The sequence below is a fragment of the Streptomyces sp. NPDC001843 genome (assembly GCF_042891955.1).
Taxonomy (GTDB): Bacteria; Actinomycetota; Actinomycetes; order Streptomycetales; family Streptomycetaceae; genus Streptomyces.
The window spans coordinates 359,126-375,240 of the sequence record NZ_JBIATQ010000003.1; the positions used below are offsets into that span (position 1 = coordinate 359,126).

At 73.7% G+C, this 16,115-nt stretch carries 12 protein-coding genes; 5 read left to right on the forward strand and 7 right to left on the reverse strand.

Annotated features, from left to right (window positions below; translation table 11 throughout):
- Window positions 1-53 precede the first annotated feature (53 nt).
- Window positions 54-2,558, reverse strand: coding sequence for a SpoIIE family protein phosphatase (locus tag ACFYZQ_RS10155; RefSeq protein WP_389144111.1), 2,505 nt, complete (start codon window positions 2,556-2,558; stop codon window positions 54-56).
- Window positions 2,559-2,925: 367 nt separating this feature from the next.
- Between ACFYZQ_RS10155 and ACFYZQ_RS10160 the strand changes: the two genes are divergently transcribed.
- Window positions 2,926-3,552, forward strand: coding sequence for an RNA polymerase sigma factor (locus ACFYZQ_RS10160; protein ID WP_389144114.1), 627 nt, complete (start codon window positions 2,926-2,928; stop codon window positions 3,550-3,552).
- A gap of 35 nt (window positions 3,553-3,587) precedes the next feature.
- Window positions 3,588-4,457, forward strand: coding sequence for a hypothetical protein (locus tag ACFYZQ_RS10165; protein WP_389144117.1), 870 nt, complete (start codon window positions 3,588-3,590; stop codon window positions 4,455-4,457).
- A gap of 20 nt (window positions 4,458-4,477) precedes the next feature.
- Here the strand turns inward: ACFYZQ_RS10165 and ACFYZQ_RS10170 are convergent, their stop codons facing one another.
- The 3 genes from ACFYZQ_RS10170 to ACFYZQ_RS10180 all read right to left on the reverse strand — a co-directional run bounded on the left by ACFYZQ_RS10170 (window position 4,478) and on the right by ACFYZQ_RS10180 (window position 9,606).
- Entirely contained in the window at window positions 4,478-5,740 is a 1,263-nt protein-coding gene (locus tag ACFYZQ_RS10170) for an FAD-dependent monooxygenase (protein WP_389144120.1), read from the reverse strand.
- A 35-nt stretch (window positions 5,741-5,775) separates the two neighbouring features.
- Entirely contained in the window at window positions 5,776-8,763 is a 2,988-nt protein-coding gene (locus ACFYZQ_RS10175; RefSeq protein ID WP_389144123.1) for an ATP-binding protein, read from the reverse strand.
- Window positions 8,764-8,841: 78 nt separating this feature from the next.
- Window positions 8,842-9,606, reverse strand: coding sequence for an SDR family NAD(P)-dependent oxidoreductase (locus ACFYZQ_RS10180; protein ID WP_389144126.1), 765 nt, complete (start codon window positions 9,604-9,606; stop codon window positions 8,842-8,844).
- 17 nt (window positions 9,607-9,623) lie between these two features.
- Between ACFYZQ_RS10180 and ACFYZQ_RS10185 the strand changes: the two genes are divergently transcribed.
- From ACFYZQ_RS10185 to ACFYZQ_RS10195, 3 genes are all read left to right on the forward strand, one after another.
- A complete protein-coding gene (locus ACFYZQ_RS10185; protein ID WP_389144129.1) occupies window positions 9,624-9,938 on the forward strand; it encodes a hypothetical protein in 315 nt (104 codons plus the stop codon).
- A 188-nt stretch (window positions 9,939-10,126) separates the two neighbouring features.
- Complete coding sequence (locus tag ACFYZQ_RS10190) at window positions 10,127-12,082, forward strand: amino acid transporter (protein ID WP_389144132.1); 1,956 nt, start codon at window positions 10,127-10,129, stop codon at window positions 12,080-12,082.
- A gap of 118 nt (window positions 12,083-12,200) precedes the next feature.
- Window positions 12,201-12,722, forward strand: coding sequence for a hypothetical protein (locus tag ACFYZQ_RS10195; RefSeq protein ID WP_389144135.1), 522 nt, complete (start codon window positions 12,201-12,203; stop codon window positions 12,720-12,722).
- 6 nt (window positions 12,723-12,728) lie between these two features.
- Here ACFYZQ_RS10195 and ACFYZQ_RS10200 read toward each other — a convergent pair whose 3' ends face one another.
- The 3 genes from ACFYZQ_RS10200 to ACFYZQ_RS10210 form a co-directional block, all read right to left on the reverse strand.
- Window positions 12,729-14,264, reverse strand: a complete 1,536-nt coding sequence (locus tag ACFYZQ_RS10200; protein ID WP_389144137.1) for a PH domain-containing protein — start codon at window positions 14,262-14,264, stop codon at window positions 12,729-12,731.
- A 117-nt stretch (window positions 14,265-14,381) separates the two neighbouring features.
- Window positions 14,382-15,452, reverse strand: a complete 1,071-nt coding sequence (locus ACFYZQ_RS10205; protein ID WP_389144140.1) for a CU044_5270 family protein — start codon at window positions 15,450-15,452, stop codon at window positions 14,382-14,384.
- Window positions 15,449-16,072 (reverse strand): RNA polymerase sigma factor, encoded by a 624-nt coding sequence (locus ACFYZQ_RS10210; protein WP_389144143.1) that lies wholly within the window; start codon window positions 16,070-16,072, stop codon window positions 15,449-15,451. Before ACFYZQ_RS10210 ends, ACFYZQ_RS10205 begins: the two co-directional genes overlap by 4 nt.
- Window positions 16,073-16,115 lie beyond the last annotated feature (43 nt).

Here is a 16,115-nt window from a genome sequence, read left to right on the forward strand (position 1 = left end):
GGACCAACGGGAGGGACGCCGGCCCGTGATCGGCCCGCGCCCGGACGGGTCCGTCAGGCGTGGGAGCCGTTCCCGTCCGCCGCCGGCAGGGCGACCAGGAGCAGGGTGACGTCGTCGTCATGGGCGGCCGTGTCCGGGATGAGGGTGCCGATCAGCCGGGAGGCGGCCTCGTCGAGGATCCGCGGGTCCGCGGGAGCGCCCTTCAGCGTGACCTCGAGGGTGTGGGCGAGGACGTCGATCTGGACGTCGATGTCGGTGCCCGGCCGCTCGACCAGTCCGTCCGTGCACAGGGCGAGGGTGCTGCCGGGCGGCAGCGGCTGGGTCGTCTCCCGGAACGGCTCCCCACCGCCGCTGAGCTCGGTCACGCCCAGCGGCACACCGACCGGTGCCGGCAGCCGGTGGGCGGGCCCGTCCGGTGGCAGGGCGATGACCGGCAGATGCCCGGCGGAGCACACGGTGACCTCGCCGGCGTCCTGGTCGATCACCAGGTAGGCGCAGGTGACGAGCTGGTCCCCCAGGTCGCCGACGAACGCGTCCAGCCCGGTCATGAGCCGGCTGGGCGATACGCCCGTGCGGGCCAGCGCGTGGGACGCGGCGCGCAGCTGGCCCATGACGGCGGCGGCCTCGAGGCCCCGGCCCATCACGTCGCCGATGACGATGCCCGTACGGTCCCGGTCCAGGGGGATGATGTCGAACCAGTCGCCGCCGACTCCGGGGCCCTGGACGGACGCCAGGTACCGGTGGGCGCTGGGCAGGTGGGGCAGCCGGGGCGGTTCGCCCATGAGGCTGTGCTGCAGGGTGTAGGCGATGCGCCGTTGCTCCTCGTAGCGTTCGGCGCGGTCGGCCTCGGCCTGTCTGCGTTCGGTGATGTCCCGGACGGTCAGGAACACCAACGTCTCCTGTTCGGCCTGGAGGGTGCTGACGCTCACCTCCACGGGGAACTCCCGGCCGTCGCCGTGCAGCCCGTACAGGTCCCGGTCCAGGACCATCGGCTTGGTGTCGCGCAACCGGAGGTAACCGTCGAGGAGCGCGCTGTGCCTCCGGCGCCGCGGGCCGGGCACCAGGTCGACGACCTCGGCGCCGACGAGGTCGACCGACCCGCGGCCGAACAACCGTTCCACCTGTGCGTTGGCCATGACGATGGTGCCGTCGCCGTCCGTGATCAGGATGGCGTCGGGTGCGGATTCCAGCAGTGCGAGGAAGCGCCGGTGGGCCCGCTGGACCTCGCGCTGGGCCGCGACCCGTGCGGTGATGTCGGTGACCACGCCGCCCACGGCGTACGGTCTGCCGGACGGGTCGTTGAGCGGGAACAGCGAGGTGAGGACGTCCTTGGGGCCTGCCGGCAGGTCGAGCACCTCCTCCCGCTGCACCGGGGTGCCGCGGGCCAGCATGTCGACATCGGCGGTCCGCATGTGCCGTGCCAGGCCGGGCGGCAGGACGTCCCGGTCCCTCAGTCCCAGTGCCTGTTCGCGGGACAGGCCCGTCTCCTGCTCGAACCTCGTGTTGACCGCCAGGAAGCGGCCGTCGAGGTCCTTGACGAACACCGCCGCGGGCGTGTGGTCCATGAACGCCTGCAGCAGTGCGTTCTGCCGCACCTGCCGTTCGGCGCGGGCGTGCGCCACCTCGATACGGCGGCCCACGCCGAGGGCGGCGAAGATGACCGCGGCGAACACGGCCACGTGGCCGCCCACCAGCAGCGCGACGCCCAGCCGCGTCCCGTACAGTCCCGCGTCCTCGCCGGCCAGGACGGCCCAGCCCAGCAGTGGCGGCACGACGAGGATGGTGGCGAGCATCCGGCGGCCCAGCGCGCCCGTGGTGCCCGCGTTCATCAGCAGCCCCGCGGGGCCTTCCGCCGCACGGGCCAGGAAGACGGCGACGCCCAGCAGCACCAGGGCGAGCGCGGTGTGCAGGGCCATGGCCGTGTAGGCGCCGAACCGTTCCAGCTCGGGCACCCCGTAGGCGAACCCGTAGAGCCGGAGCATGCCCAGGGTGAGGACGGCGAGGCCGGGAATCTGGCTCGTCCAGGCGGGCAGTCGCGGTGCGCTCGCGCACAGTGACGCCACGCCCCCGAGCGTCAGCGCCGCGGCCGTGTTGGGTGCCATCCGTCCGGGTGTCCCCGTCGCCACCCTGGCGGTGTCGTCCCGGAAGAGAAGCTGGTCGATGCCCAGGTGCGCCCCGGTCACGTACTCCACGACGGTGAGCCCGCCGATCAGGCCGCCCAGGACCGCGGCCGAACGGGCCACGGCGACCGTCCGCGGGGTCAGTGGTCCTCGGGCCACCAGGAACACGGAAAGGGCCAGCGCCGGCAGGGCCACGGCCGTGTTCGGCTTCATGGACGCATCGACACCGGGCAGGACGCTCTTCAGGACGCCGATGTCGAAGATCCAGCCGCACAGGCCCACCGCGCCGATCAGGGCGGCCAGCAGACAGGCACCGAGGGCCACGACGCGGGCGGCGGCCAGGGCGGGCGCGTGGAACGACAGGACCGCGCCCTGCTCTGCTCCGGGTGCGGCGGTCGGCTCGGGCGCCTGTTGCTCTCGTTTCACCTCTCGCTTCACCGATCTATCACCTTTTGACCGAATTCCCCCATTAATATCATCCGGTTTAAGGGCGCGAAAGGGACACATCCGGGTGCGGTCATCAACCGCCGCACAGCCCACGGAGCCACCCTTCAGCCTGATCGCCTGAACCGGTCGCCGGGCTCAATTCCCTTGGCGATGCGGTGACTGGCGGTAACAGTCTCCTGAGAGCGGGCTGTGGAAGCCGTCCCGGAGGCAGCCCGGACGGGGCGCCGGCCACCGCCCCCCTCTTACCTGTTGTGACATTTCCGTGAGAACGGACGCTGGTCACCATGGGGCCGTCGATGCGCCGGAGCGCGGCGGACAACAGGGAACGCTGTGAAAACCGGTGCGAACGAGGACGGTCTTGGGCCAGGTACGGCAGCCCCGTCGCGTGCAGGCGTACGACGGGGAACTGGGCGCCGCGGTCGCGCGGGCACAGGACGGTGACGAGGCCGCGTTCGCGGTCGTCTACCGGATCGTGCAGCCGGGCCTGCTCGGCTATCTGCACGGGCTCGTCGGTGACGACGCGGAGGACGTGGCGTCCGACGCCTGGCTGGAGATCGCCCGTGACCTGGGGCGTTTCAAGGGAGACGGGGCCGGGTTCCGTGGCTGGACGGCGACGATCGCCCGGCACCGGGCCCTGGACCATCTGCGCCGCCAGCGCGTACGGCCCCGGGCCGGCGGAAGCGAACAGGACGTACTGGACCTGCCCGGCCCGCACAACACGCATGAGCAGGCGCTGGAGTCCCTCTCCACCGAGCGGGCCCTGGAACTGGTCCGCGGGCTGCCGCGGGACCAGGCCGAGGCCGTACTGCTGCGGGTCGTCGTCGGGCTGGACGGTCCCGCTGCCGCGCGCGTCCTCGGCAAGCGCCCGGGAGCGGTGCGCACGGCCGCCCACCGGGGCCTGAAAGGCCTCGCCCGCCAGCTCGGTCTGGGCGGCGAGGCGGGCGCGGGTGTGACGGATGAGGTTCCCCGGACGCTGGGGGAGTGAAGAGAACGACCGGTCGGACAGGAACGGAAGCGGACATGGGTGAACGGCTGAGCGGCGGCGGAGTTCCGGGCCGCCGGCGTGCGCACCCTGACGGCGCCGGATCCGGCCCATGGGACGCGCGGGACGCCGCGGCGCTGGAGACGGCGCTGGCCACCGCCCTGCGGGGCGGCGATCACGACCCCGTGGCCGAGCAGCGTGCCGTGGCCGCCTTCCGGTCGGCCCGGGGAGCGGACGGGCACCGGGCGCGTACCCGGCGCCGGGACGACTGGCGGGTGACAGCGGAGCGGCGTGCGGGGCGTTCCGTGCGGATGACGCTCGGCGTGGTCTTCGCCGGCCTCACGCTGGGTGGTGTGGCGGTCGCGGCCATCGGTTCGGGCGGCTCGTCCGCGGACGGGACCGGAGCCGGTGCCGGCCGGGAGACCGCCCGCCCGTCGGCCCTCGCCCCGGGCGGGCCGGGTGGTGCGGCCCCGTCGGCGTCCTCTGGCGGCCCCCGGCCGACGGACCGCCCGGCCCGCGCCCAGGACACCGAGGCCCACTGCCGTGCCTATGAACAGGTCGTCGGCCGCGGCAAGGCGCTGGAGGGGAAGGCCTGGCAGCGGCTCGTCGCGGACGCGGGCGGGAAGGACAAGGTCGCCGCGTATTGCTCCCGTGAGCTGGTGCGGGCGACGGCCGCGGCGAACGGGCACTCGCACAAGACCACTTCCGGCAACGGCACGTCCGGGAAGGGCACTTCGGGCAAGGGAACGTCCGGGAAGGGTACGTCGGGCCACGGCACGTCCGGGAACGGCACGTCCGGGAACGGCACGTCCGGGAACGGCACTTCCGGCAACACCTCCGGCGGCACGGACAGCGCGGGCGGGAACGGCCGGGCGAGCGGTGGCCAGGGCGGCGGGAAGCAGAAGTAGCCCGGGTGCGGCAGACGCCCTCACCGGATGAGCTGGGGCGCGTAGTCGCGCAGGGTGATGTCCTCGGCGGTCCTGCGGGCGATGTTCGACGCCATGTTCTTGCCCGGGAGGTAGGGCAGCAGCCGGTAGTAGCGGTTGAGGAACGCGGCCAGGGCGCGGCTGCCGGGGACCATCAGCCGGGCCACACCGTCGCCCATCTTCTGGCAGCCCCGCGCGTAGGCGCGCATCCGCTCCTCGTACTGCGCGAACGCCGCCGTGTGGTCGCCGTGTGCGGCGGCCAGTTCGCCCGCGAGGACGTACGCGCCGACCAGTGCCAGGCCGGAGCCCATCCCGGAGAGGGAGGACGGGCAGTGGGCGGCGTCGCCGAGCAGGGCGACCCGCCCCCGGGACCAGGTGTCCATGTGGACCTGGGCGACCGAGTCGAAGTAGAAGTCGGGTGCGTGCCGCATCGCCTCCAGCAGGCGGTCGCTCTCCCAGCCGTTGCCGGCGAAGTGTTCGGCGAGGACGGCCTGCTGGCGGGGCACGTCACGGCGGTGGAGGTCCAGGCGCGGTGAGGCGAAGTAGAAGACCGCCCTGGCCTCTGCGTTGTGGCGGGCGCTGTGGAGGCCGACGAACCTGCCCGCCGTGCGGAAGACGTGGCCGGTGTGGTCGAGGCCCAGGTAGTTGTCCGTGGTGAAGATCGCGCAGTGGACGCCGAGATGGCGGACGAACCGTTCCTCGGGGCCGAACACCAGGCGGCGGGTGGTCGAGTGCAGCCCGTCCGCGCCGATCACCAGGTCGAACCTGCGCGGCGCGCCGCGTTCGAAGGTGACGCTCACGCCGTCGGCGTCCTCGGTGAGCGAGGTGACGGAGTCACCGAAGACGTATTCGGTGTGCTCCTTGGTGGCGTCGTAGAGGATGCGGGACAGGTCGCCGCGCAGGACCTCGATGTCCCCGGCGAACAGGTCGGCGGGCATCTCGGCCACGGGCCTGCCCGCGCTGTTGACGTACTTCATGGATCCCGTGCCGGTCCGGGCGCGTTCCAGTTCCGGCAGGATGCCCATCGCCCGCAGGACGGACAGGTGTGCCTCACCGCGGAAGTCGACGGCGTAACCGCCGTCCCGCAGGGCGGGGGCGCGCTCCACGATCGTCGGGCGGAAGCCGTGGCGGTGGAGCCAGTAGGCGAGGGCGGGACCGGCTACGGAGGCGCCGGAGATCAGGACGTCGGTGTTCCTGGCGGTGTTCCTGGCGGTGTTCTCGGCGTTGTTCTTGACGTTGTTCTTGGCGTTCGTGGAGTTCGTCATGCCGTAGAGACTGCGCCCGGCCGCTCACCGGGCGGTCACCGCCGGCTCACCGCCTCGGTGAGCGCCTCGGGCAGGCCCAGCAGACGCAGCGCGTCCGGCAGGGCCGCCCTGGGCACGGCCGCCGCGGCGGACTCGGCGGCTTCCCGGTAGCGGGCCCGGGCCGCGGCGCGGTCGCCGCGTGTCTCGGCGATCCGGCCGAGCCCGGCCAGCGTACGGACCCGGTTGCCGAGGCCCTTCACCCAGTGCGGGTCGAGCTGTTCCAGGGCCTGGGTGTAGAGGTCCTCCGCCGTGGCCGGGTCCCGCTCCAGCAGGGCGAGGTCGGCCAGGCCGCGCTGGGCGGCGGCCAGCGCGGCCGGGCTGCCCGCGCGGCGGGCGAGGTCGGCGGCCCGCGTGTAGTCGGCGCGTGCCGCCGCCGGATCGGCGTCCACGCGGTGGTCACCCCGGTTGACCAGCAGGTCCGCGCAGTCCTCCAGGGCGCCCAGCCGCTCGGCGAGGCCGAGCGCCTCGTCCGTGAGGGCGACCGCCCGCTCGCGCTCGCCGCGCCCGGCCGCCAGACCGGCCAGCGCGTCCAGGGCCAGCGCGGCACCCCAGCGGTCGCCCAGCGTGCGGAACTCCTCAGCGGCCGTGCGGAACGCGTCCTCGGCGTCCGCCGTGTCGCCCTCGCCGAGAGCACCGAAGGCGGACACGTACCGGGCGGCCGCCCTGACCCATGGGTCGGACCGCTCCCGCTGGGCCGAGACCAGGGCGAGCGCGCCCGGGGCGTCGCCGTCGCCCGCGTTGTGCATCATCCAAAGCAGCAGGCCGGCCGGGTAGCGGCCCGGCCGGGCGGCCGACCACACCTCGGTCAGGGCCTTCCCGGCCGACGCCCGGTGCCGGTGCCACACCGCCCGGCCGCCCAGGCCGGACGCGGCGAGCAGCACGCAGATCGCGTACTCCTCGCCGAGCCCGGCCGGCGGGGTGCCGCCCAAGGTGTCGAGGAGGACACCCGCCTGCGGCGCCGCCGTGCCGGACGCACCGCGGATCCAGAGGTACGCCGAGGCCGAGGCAAGCAGTTCCAGCGCCACGCCGACCCCGTCCGCACGGTCCCGGTCCGCACCGCCCGCCGCCGCACCATCCCCCGCCGCACCGCACCGCGCCACCCCGACCGCCCAGCGCACCGCCGCCAGCAGGTCGGGCTGTTCCGCCGCGAGTGCCTCCAGCCACTGGAGTTGCTCGGCGCGCCGGAGCCACGGGTCGGCGGCGCGCAGCCGGTCCAGCAGTGTCGCGGCGTGGGCCCGCCGCACCGCGGCCGTCTCACCCTCGGCGTCCAGCCGTTCGGCGGCGTAGGCGCGGATCGTCGCGAGCATGCGGTACCGGCCGCCCGCCCGGTCCAGCAGGGACTTGTCGGCCAGCGACTCCAGCGTGTCCTCGTCGGCGCCGCAGACCCGGCGGGCGGACTCGGGGCTCGCGCCCGCCGCGAACACGGAGAAGCGCCGCGCGGCCCGGCGCTCCGGCTCGTCGAGCAGGTCCCAGCTCCACTCGACGACCGAGCGCAGCGTCCGGTGCCGTGCGTCGGCGGTGCGGCTGCCGCGCGCGGACACGGCGAGCCGGTCGTGGAGGCGCTCGGCGAGCTCGTCCAGGCTCAAGGTGCGCAGCCGGGCCGCCGCCAGTTCGATGGCCAGGGGCAGGTCGTCGAGGGCCGCGCAGATCCGCCGCACGGTGTCCGGGGCGGGGACGAACGCGCGGCGCACGGCGCGGGCCCGGTCGGTGAACAGCTCCGCCGCCGCCGCGTCGTCGAGCGGCCGTACGGGGTGGAGGTGCTCGCCGATGACGCCCAGCGGCTCCCGGCTCGTCGCCAGCACCCGCAGGCGCGGGCACGTCGTCAGCAGCCGGGCCGCCAGTGCGGCGGTCTCCTCGACCAGGTGTTCGCAGTTGTCCAGGACGAGCAGGAGCATCCTGCCCGACAGCGCGGCGACCAGCCGGTCCAGCGGGTTCCGGTCGCCGGCCGCCACATGCAGACCGTTCTCGCGCAGGCCGAGGGCGCCGAGCAGGGCCTGCGGCAGTACGGCGGGGTCGCGCAGCGCGCCGAGCTCCACGAAGCACACCTCGTCGGACTCCGCCCGGGCGACCTCCGCGGACAGCCGGGTCTTGCCGACACCTCCCGGCCCGGTCAGTGTCACCAGGCGGGCGGTGCGCAGGAGTTCGCCCACTTCGGCGACCTCGGCCGAGCGGCCCACGAAGGAGGTCAGCGGGGCCGGTGGGCCGGTGGGCGAGGGCGACGGATCGGCGTTCAGCAACTCGCCGTGCAGGCCGGTCAGTTCGGCGGACGGGTCGGCGCCGAGCTCGTCGGCGAGGTGTCGTCGTACCCGCTCGAACACCAGCAGCGCCTCGGCCTGCCCGCCGTCGGCGGACAACGCCCGCATCAGCAGCCCGGCGAGGCGTTCGCGCAGCGGATGGCGGTCGACGAGCTCGCGTAACTCCGGTACGGCCGCGCGGTGTTCGCCGAGCCGCAGCTCGGCCGCGATCCGGTCCTCCAGCGCGGTCAGCCGCAGCTCCTCCAGCCGTACGGCGGCGGCGCGGACCGGCTCGCTGTCGGCGGCGTCGGCGAACGCCTGGCCCCGCCACAGCCCAAGTGCCGTGCGCAGCAGGGTGGCCGCGCGCTCCGTGTCCCCCTCCCGCAGCCTTTCCCGGCCCTCCCGTGCCAGGCGTTCGAACCGGCCGGCGTCGACGTCGTCCGCGCCGACGACGATGCGGTAGCCTGCCCCGGCCCGCTCGATCAGCTCCGCCCGCCCCAGGGCCGACCGCAGCCGGGACACCTGCGACTGCAGCGCGTGCGGGGACGGGACCCCCTGTGTCCCGCCGCCCCCGGCCGCCGCCGCGGCTCCGGCGGCCGCGACACCGTCGGCGAGCCGGTCACCGGGGACGACCTCACCGGGCCTGACGAGCAGCAGGGTGAGCAGCGCCCGCCGCGCCGGCCCGCCCAGCGGCACCTCCGCCCCGTCGTCGCCCCACACCTGCGTCCCGCCGAGGATTCCGAAGCGCATGCGCGCGATTATCCACCCGGGTACCGAAGTTGGGGGGTGCCCCCCGGTCCGCCCGAGGGGCGCGCGCCGCCTCGTGCCTCACGCGATCGGGCCGAGATACGTGCCCCCGGACACGTCGATGGTCTGGCCGGTGATCCAGCGCCCCTGCGGGCCCGCCAGGAAGCCGACGACATCGGCCACGTCCTCGACCTCGCCGAGGCGGCCCAGCGCGGTGATCGCCTCTATCCCGGCGACCACTTCGGGAATCGAGGTGTAGCCGGCGGTCAGGTCGGTCCGCACGGCGCCCGGCGCGACCGTGTTCACCGTGATCCCGCGCCGGCCGAGCTCGTTGGCCAGGGACGGGGCCAGTGACTCCAGTGCCGCCTTGGTGACGGTGTAGCCGATCTGCGTGGAGACGGCGAACCGGCTGGCCGTCGAACCGATGTTGACGATGCGTCCGCCGTCGTTGAGCAGCGGCAGGGCCCGCTGGATCACGAAGAACGGCGAGGTGACGTTGACCGCCAGCAGCCGGTTCCACTCGTCGGCGGTCACCTGCCCGATGGAGTGCCCGGAGGAGATGCCCGCGTTGTTGACCAGGACGTCCAGCCCCCGGCCGTCGAGTCCCGTGCCCAGCTGCCGGAACAGCCGGTCCACCGCGCCCTCCTCACCGAACCGGGCCCGCACGGCGAACGCCCGCCCGCCGGCCTCCTCGATCCGCGCGACGGTCGCCTTGGCCGCCTCGTCGTCGCCGCCGTAGTGGACGGCGACCAGCGCGCCCTCGGCGGCCAGCCGCAGCGCCACCGCCCGGCCGATGCCCCGCGACGCACCCGTCACCAGTGCCGTCCTGCCCGTCAGTGCGGCCATCGTCAGCTCCTCACTCGGTGGCCGGTCCTCCGTTCGGAACCGGCGATGACCTCACTCTCGGGACGAGGGCTCACCGCGCGCTCACCGCCGGCTCACCGGGACGTCGGCCCACCGGCCGTCCTGCCCCTCCCAGAGGTCACCAGGAGCGGCACCCCGCTCGCGGACCGCCCCCTCGTCCTCGTCCTGACCACCTCGGTCGCTCCGGCATCGCCCTGGAACCCGCCCACACCGAACGCGAGGAGATCGAGGCCCGCACCCACCTCGCCCACGCCGGACTCGCCCGGCTGGAGGAGCTCGCCGAGCTGGAGGAGGCCCGGCTGACGGACGTCTGAAGACGCTCACCCGAGGACTTCCGCCGTAGACGCCCGCCCGAAGACGCCGCCCGCGTCTTAACGGACCCTTGACGCGTTCGGTGGTCTCTCCCGTGGGCCACGGCGTCACTCTCTGCTTACGCTGGTGCCGCCATCCGCGTGATGGCCGAAACCGCACGCCGAGCCGCACGTCAGAAGAGAGCACGCCGATGGCCACCACCGAGACTCCGCCGCAGAGCCGTCTGCGGACGTGGATGCTGGAGGGCCTGTCCGACATGGGCAAGCACGGCGGCCACACCGGGCCCCACGCCGAGCCGGAGCCGCCGCACAAGGGGCAGCGCTGGTACCGCGTGATGTGCCTGACCGGTGTCGACTACTTCTCCACCCTCGGTTACCAGCCCGGCATAGCGGCCCTCGCCGCCGGTCTGCTCTCCCCGATAGCGACCCTCGTCCTCGTCGTGGTCACCCTGGCCGGTGCACTGCCGGTGTACCGCCGGGTGGCCGAGGAGAGCCCACACGGCGAGGGCTCCATCGCCATGCTGGAGCGGCTGCTGTCCTTCTGGCAGGGCAAGCTGTTCGTCCTCACGCTGCTGGGCTTCGCCGCCACCGACTTCCTGATCACCATCACCCTTTCGGCCGCCGACGCCTCCACCCACCTCGTGGAGAACCCGCACCTGACCAGCGTGCTGCACGGCCAGGAGTTGTGGATCACCCTGTTCCTGGTGGCCCTGCTGGGCGCGGTGTTCCTCAAGGGCTTCCTGGAGGCGATCGGCGTCGCGGTCGCCCTGGTGGTCGTCTATCTCGGGCTGAACGCCGTGGTCGTGGTCGACGGCCTGTGGCACGTGCTGACCGCCGGGCACGTGGTCACCGACTGGACCAGCGCCCTCACCGCCGAGCACGGCAACGCCTTCGCCATGATCGGCGTGTCCCTGCTGGTCTTCCCGAAGCTCGCCCTGGGCCTTTCCGGCTTCGAGACGGGCGTCGCGGTGATGCCGCACGTCCAGGGCGACCCGGGCGACACGGAGGAGAACCCCAAGGGCCGGATCCGGGACACCAAGAAGCTGCTGACGGCCGCCGCGCTGATCATGAGCGTGTTCCTGATCGCGACCAGCTTCATCACGACGGTGCTCATCCCGGCGAAGGAGTTCAAGCCCGGCGGAGACGCCAACGGCCGCGCGCTGGCCTACCTCGCGCACCAGTACCTGGGCAACGGCTTCGGCACCGTCTACGACCTGTCGACCATCGCCATCCTGTGGTTCGCGGGCGCCTCCGCCATGGCCGGCCTGCTCAACCTGATGCCGCGCTACCTGCCCCGCTACGGCATGGCCCCGCACTGGGCCCGCGCCGTACGCCCCATGGTCATCGTCTTCACCCTGATCGCCTTCATGGTCACCTGGATCTTCGACGCCGACGTGGACGCGCAGGGCGGCGCGTACGCCACCGGCGTGCTGGTGCTGATGTCCTCGGCGGCGATCGCAGTGACCATCGCCGCCCGCAGGGCCGGGCAGCGCCACTGGACCATCGGCTTCGCGATCGTGGCGGCGGTCCTGCTCTACGTGACCGTGGCCAACGTCATCGAGCGCCCCGACGGTGTGAAGATCGGCGCCTGCTTCATCGTCGGGATCATCCTGGTCTCGCTGCTCTCCCGGCTGGCCCGCGCCTTCGAGCTGCGCGTGACGAGTGTGCAGCTCGACCCTATGGCGGAACGATTCGTCCGGGACATCGCCAGCCGCAAGATCCGGTTCATCGCCAACGACCCGGGCCGGCGCGACAAGGCCGAGTACCGCGACAAGATCGAGCAGATCCGGGCCGACAACGAACTGCCGGAGCAGGAGGACTTCGTCTTCGTCGAGGTCACGGTCACCGACCCGTCCGAGTTCGAGGCGGGGCTGACGGTCCGCGGCGAGGTGCTGCACGGCCGCTACCGGGTCCTCACCCTGGAGTCGTCCTCCATACCCAACGCCCTCGCGGCCCTGCTCCTGAACGTCCGCGACACCACGGGCTGCATCCCGCACATGTACTTCGAGTGGACCGAGGGCACCCCCTTCGCCAACTTCCTCCGCTTCTTCCTCTTCGGCCAGGGCGAGGTCGCCCCCGTCACCCGCGAGGTCCTGCGCGAGGCGGAACCGGACCGCGCCCGCCGCCCGCGCGTCCACACCGGCTGACACCACACCGGCCGGCGACCGGCCTGCGCGTAAGAATGCCGTCAAAGACGACTCCCGCCGCGTAAGAACACCGTCAGTACTCGTCGCACGGGGCCCGCCGCCGCCTAGCGTCGGTGTCATGCGAGGGAGCGGCCCGAGAAACGGCCCGATCGCCGACCGCCATTGGCGCGGCAGCGCCCGGCTCGCGGCCGCTTGCGCCCTCGCCTTCTGCGGGCTGGCCGGCCTCGTCGACTGGGACGCGCACACCCTCACCGCCGCCCGCGCCGTGGTGTGGATCGCCATGTCCGCCGCGGTCTTCGCCGTACTGCTGCCGCAGCGGGTCACGGCGGGCACCGGCTGGCTGACCGTGCGCGGCCCGGTGCGCCGACGGACGGTACGGACGGACGCGCTCGTGTCCGTACGACGTTCCGCCGGCGTCACCGACCGCCTCGTCCTGCGGGACGCCCACGGCGGACGCCTCGAACTCGACATCCGCGTCCTGACGGCGAACCCCCTGCTGTGGCACGAACTGGACACCGGCCTCCGCCGCTCCGTGCACCGCGGCACCCTGCACAGCGGGGCGGACACCTTCCGGCGGCTGGGCGAGCAGATCGACACGGAGACGGCGCGGGCGGTCCTCCGGGCGTCCGGACTGTCGTAGTCCGTCCTACGGGTGCGCCACGGCTCCGGCTCTGGCCGGGTCGAGCTCGCGGAGGATGCGGTGCAGATCGTCCGGGGCGGCCGCGAGGCGGACGGGGGTGCCGGCGTCGTCGAAATCGGCGATGTGCCAGCTGCTGGAGACGGTGTCGCCGTCGCCGCCCCGGGCGCGGCGCACGGCCTTGAGGGTGAGCCGCCCCACGGGGATCGGCTTGGCCGCGAACCTGCCGGGGCCGGGTGTCACCGCGGGCGGGCCGTCCCCGAGGGCGATGTGGGTGCCGAAGCCGTGCGGGTTGTAGTCGGTGGGCTCCAGGAAGCGGGCCGGCAGGAAGACCTCCTCACCCTCCCGCCCGACCGGCTCGTCGCTCACCGCGACCGGCCGGGGCACGCGCAGCCGGGTGGCACGCCAGGCCGCCGTGAAGAACACCAGCGAGGCGAGCGTGCCCGAGGCACCCCAGACGACCGGCACGGCAGAGGTGAACAGGGTCGTGGGGTGGAGGTAGCACAGCGGCAGCAGCCACAGGGCCGTGCCGGCGAGCGCGCCCGCGAAGGGGAGCGCCGACGGCAGGACCTCGTCGTCGGGCAGCCGGCGCCCCCGCAGGCGCAGCATCAGCTGGGCGGCGGGGTACCCGGCGGCGAGGGCGAGCACGGCGGCCCCGACGGCCAGGTCCCCGGCGCCGCCGCCATGGTCGTGCCACACGTAGTGCCGCCCGCTGACCTCCCGGACCTCCCCGCGCCATACGGTCAGTTCGACCCTGTCCCCGGGCCGGAACCCCTGCGCGGCCTCCCGGGTGACCTCGAGCCGCCTCAGCGGCCTGCTGTCGGTGAAGTACAGCCAGCTTTCGTTCCTCGGCCGGTTGGCGTCGGTCCGCTCGATCACGGCCGGCAGCGTGGCCAGGCAGTCGGTTCGGCCCCCGGCGGGCGTGCCGGCGGCGCACGGGCGGGCCGCGTTCCACGCCGCCTCCTCGGCCGCTGCCCGCGGCACGATCCACGCGGCCACGCCCGCGCCCGCGAGCAGCAGCACGCACACGATCAGCGATCCGGCCCAGCCACGGCCGGCGGTGCGGGAGGAGACGACGCGGAGGTGACTCGACTCGGGGGTGCCGTACCGGCGGTGCAGCGTGCGCAGCGCGTCCAGCGTGGCGTCGAACTCCGGGTCGTCGGACCTCCCGCTGAGCGGCAGCGGCAGGAGCAGCCTGCGGCCGTCGCGCAGGGCCGCACCGACGCGGCGGTACTCCCCGTTTCTCGTGTGCCTCAGATACACCCGCAGGTCGGCGACCTCGTGCCAGGCCACGCTCCGGCCGCCCCGCAGCGTCCGGATCCGCAGACCGGACGCGTCGGCGGTCACCCGGGCGGCGAGCGCGTGGAGCGCCATGGTCCCCGCCACGACGGACGCCAGGCCGACGCCCAGCCACAGGTACACGAGCCCGCCCCGGTACGCCAGACCCGTCACGGCCAGGACCGTCCCGGCCGCTCCGAGAGCGACGAGCGACCACAGGGTGCGCTTCCCCGGGGAAGGGCAGGTCAGTTCCCGGACATCGGTCATGCGCGGAATCCTGACATCGGCGGGGACGGGGCCGCTTGTGCCGTGTCCGGCAGTTTCCCGGCCCCCGTCGTTGCCGACGGGGCACCAGGAGCGCCCTGCGCGGAACGCAGGGGCCGGCTAGCCGTTCGCCTTGCCCGGTGTGTCGCCCCGGTGGTCGACCACGGCGCGTTCCATGACGGCGCTGACGCCCAAGAGGGTGGTGGGCCGCGGCTCCTTCTTCTTGTCCTTGGTGATGTACGAGCGGGCGCCCAGGTAGGTCAGGTCGTGCTTGTCGAAGATCCAGACGTCACGGATCCAGGACCGGGGGTCCTCGCGGGTGATGCCGATGCCGTGCCGGCCGGCGGCGTCGACGACGTCGGGGATCACGACCACGCCGGGGATCCTCGCGGCGGCCTTGTAGAGCGCGGCGTTGTTCGCGGCGGGCATGACGTCCCCCAGCAGTTCACCGATCTTGCTGAAGGCGGCCTGGTCGTGCGACTCGGTCTCGTCCCCCTTGGTCCTGGAGTAGATCAGGCGAAGCAGGGCGGCGGGGTCGGTCGGCAGGGAGGCCAGCCACTTGTAGGTAGGGCGGTCGAAGCCGGCCGGGACCGGGGCGCCGCCCTCCTCGATGGGGACCGTCTCACCGGGCATGATCGCGTCCTTGCCGGTTTCCCTGAGCCACCCGGCGGTCTTGACGGGGGCCGGGTTCTGCACCGTCCACGACTCCGACTGGTGCAGGGCACCGAGCTTCACCGGGCCTTCGAACGTGCCCTTGTTGGCGCGGAGCAGGGTTCTGACGTAGACCAACTGCCCGTCCTTCACCGGGCTGGTGCCGGTCTCCATGGCCGCGGCGGCGATCCGGCCGAGCGTCACGGACGCGCTGGCGCCGCCCTTGGCCGTCCCCGCGCTGCCGGTCGCGGCCCCCGGGGTGGAGCCGCCACCGCCGGAGAGGGTGACGACCAGCGCTCCGGCCAGCGCAAACGACGCGGCGGGCAGCAGCACGGCGGCGCGCAGCAGCAGCTTGCGGCGGGGCGGTGCCGCGGCCGTCCGCGCGGCAGGGTTCAGGTCCTGGTCGATGCGTCGCATGAGTACGTCCTTGTGGTGGAGGTGCCGGTTCCGCGGGAGGTCCCATTCCGCCGGGGCCGACAGCAGCTCCTCGGCCTCGCTCCGGGCGGCGGAGCCGGCGCGGGGCAGGTCGTCAGCGTTCATGGGGTTTCCTCCTGCAAGAACAGGGCCGCGAACGCGGCCTCACTCTCCATCTCTCCGCGGGTCCGGGGCGGTTCCGGTTTTTCCCGGTCGCCTTCACCGGGTGCGCTGAGCCGGGCCAGCCGTGCGCGGGCCCGGGACAGCCGGGAGCGCACGGTGCCGACCGGGATGCCGAGGGCCTCGGCCGCCTGCTGGTAGTCCAGCCCGGACGCCACACACAGGGCGAGCACCTCGCGGTCCTGGCGGCGCAGCCTGCGCAGCGCGTTGTGGACCAGGGCAAGCCGGCGGGCGTCGTCGATACGGCCCGCCGTCTCGTCCGCGAAGTCCTCGACCGGCCGGGGCTCCGGGCTGCGGGCCAGGAAGCCGATCCGCCGCCGTATCCCGCGGTTGGCGTTGCGCGCCTTGTGCGTGGCGATGCCGAGCAGCCACGGCTTCAGCGATCCGCCCTCCGGCTCCACCGTCTCCCGGGCACGCCAGGCGGCGAGAAAGGTCTCGGACATCGCCTCCTCGGCCTCCGACCAGTCACCGGTCAGCCGCAGGGCATGGTTGTAGACCGCCCGCGCGTAACTCTCGTACAGCTCGGCGAAGGCTTCACGGTCCCCTGCCCGTATCCGCGCACGCACTGACTCTCCTCGTTCCGTCTGCCGCCTCACACCTGTTACTCCC

Bases quoted from the DNA above. Each gene is read 5' to 3' on its own strand.
- ACFYZQ_RS10170 (WP_389144120.1), bottom strand. From the start codon at position 5,740: ATGACGAACTCCACGAACGCCAAGAACAACGTCAAGAACAACGCCGAG.
- ACFYZQ_RS10180 (WP_389144126.1), bottom strand. From the start codon at position 9,606: ATGGCCGCACTGACGGGCAGGACGGCACTGGTGACGGGTGCGTCGCGG.
- ACFYZQ_RS10165 (WP_389144117.1), top strand. From the start codon at position 3,588: ATGGGTGAACGGCTGAGCGGCGGCGGAGTTCCGGGCCGCCGGCGTGCG.
- ACFYZQ_RS10205 (WP_389144140.1), bottom strand. From the start codon at position 15,452: ATGAACGCTGACGACCTGCCCCGCGCCGGCTCCGCCGCCCGGAGCGAG.
- ACFYZQ_RS10195 (WP_389144135.1), top strand. From the start codon at position 12,201: ATGCGAGGGAGCGGCCCGAGAAACGGCCCGATCGCCGACCGCCATTGG.
- ACFYZQ_RS10190 (WP_389144132.1), top strand. From the start codon at position 10,127: ATGGCCACCACCGAGACTCCGCCGCAGAGCCGTCTGCGGACGTGGATG.
- ACFYZQ_RS10175 (WP_389144123.1), bottom strand. From the start codon at position 8,763: ATGCGCTTCGGAATCCTCGGCGGGACGCAGGTGTGGGGCGACGACGGG.
- ACFYZQ_RS10200 (WP_389144137.1), bottom strand. From the start codon at position 14,264: ATGACCGATGTCCGGGAACTGACCTGCCCTTCCCCGGGGAAGCGCACC.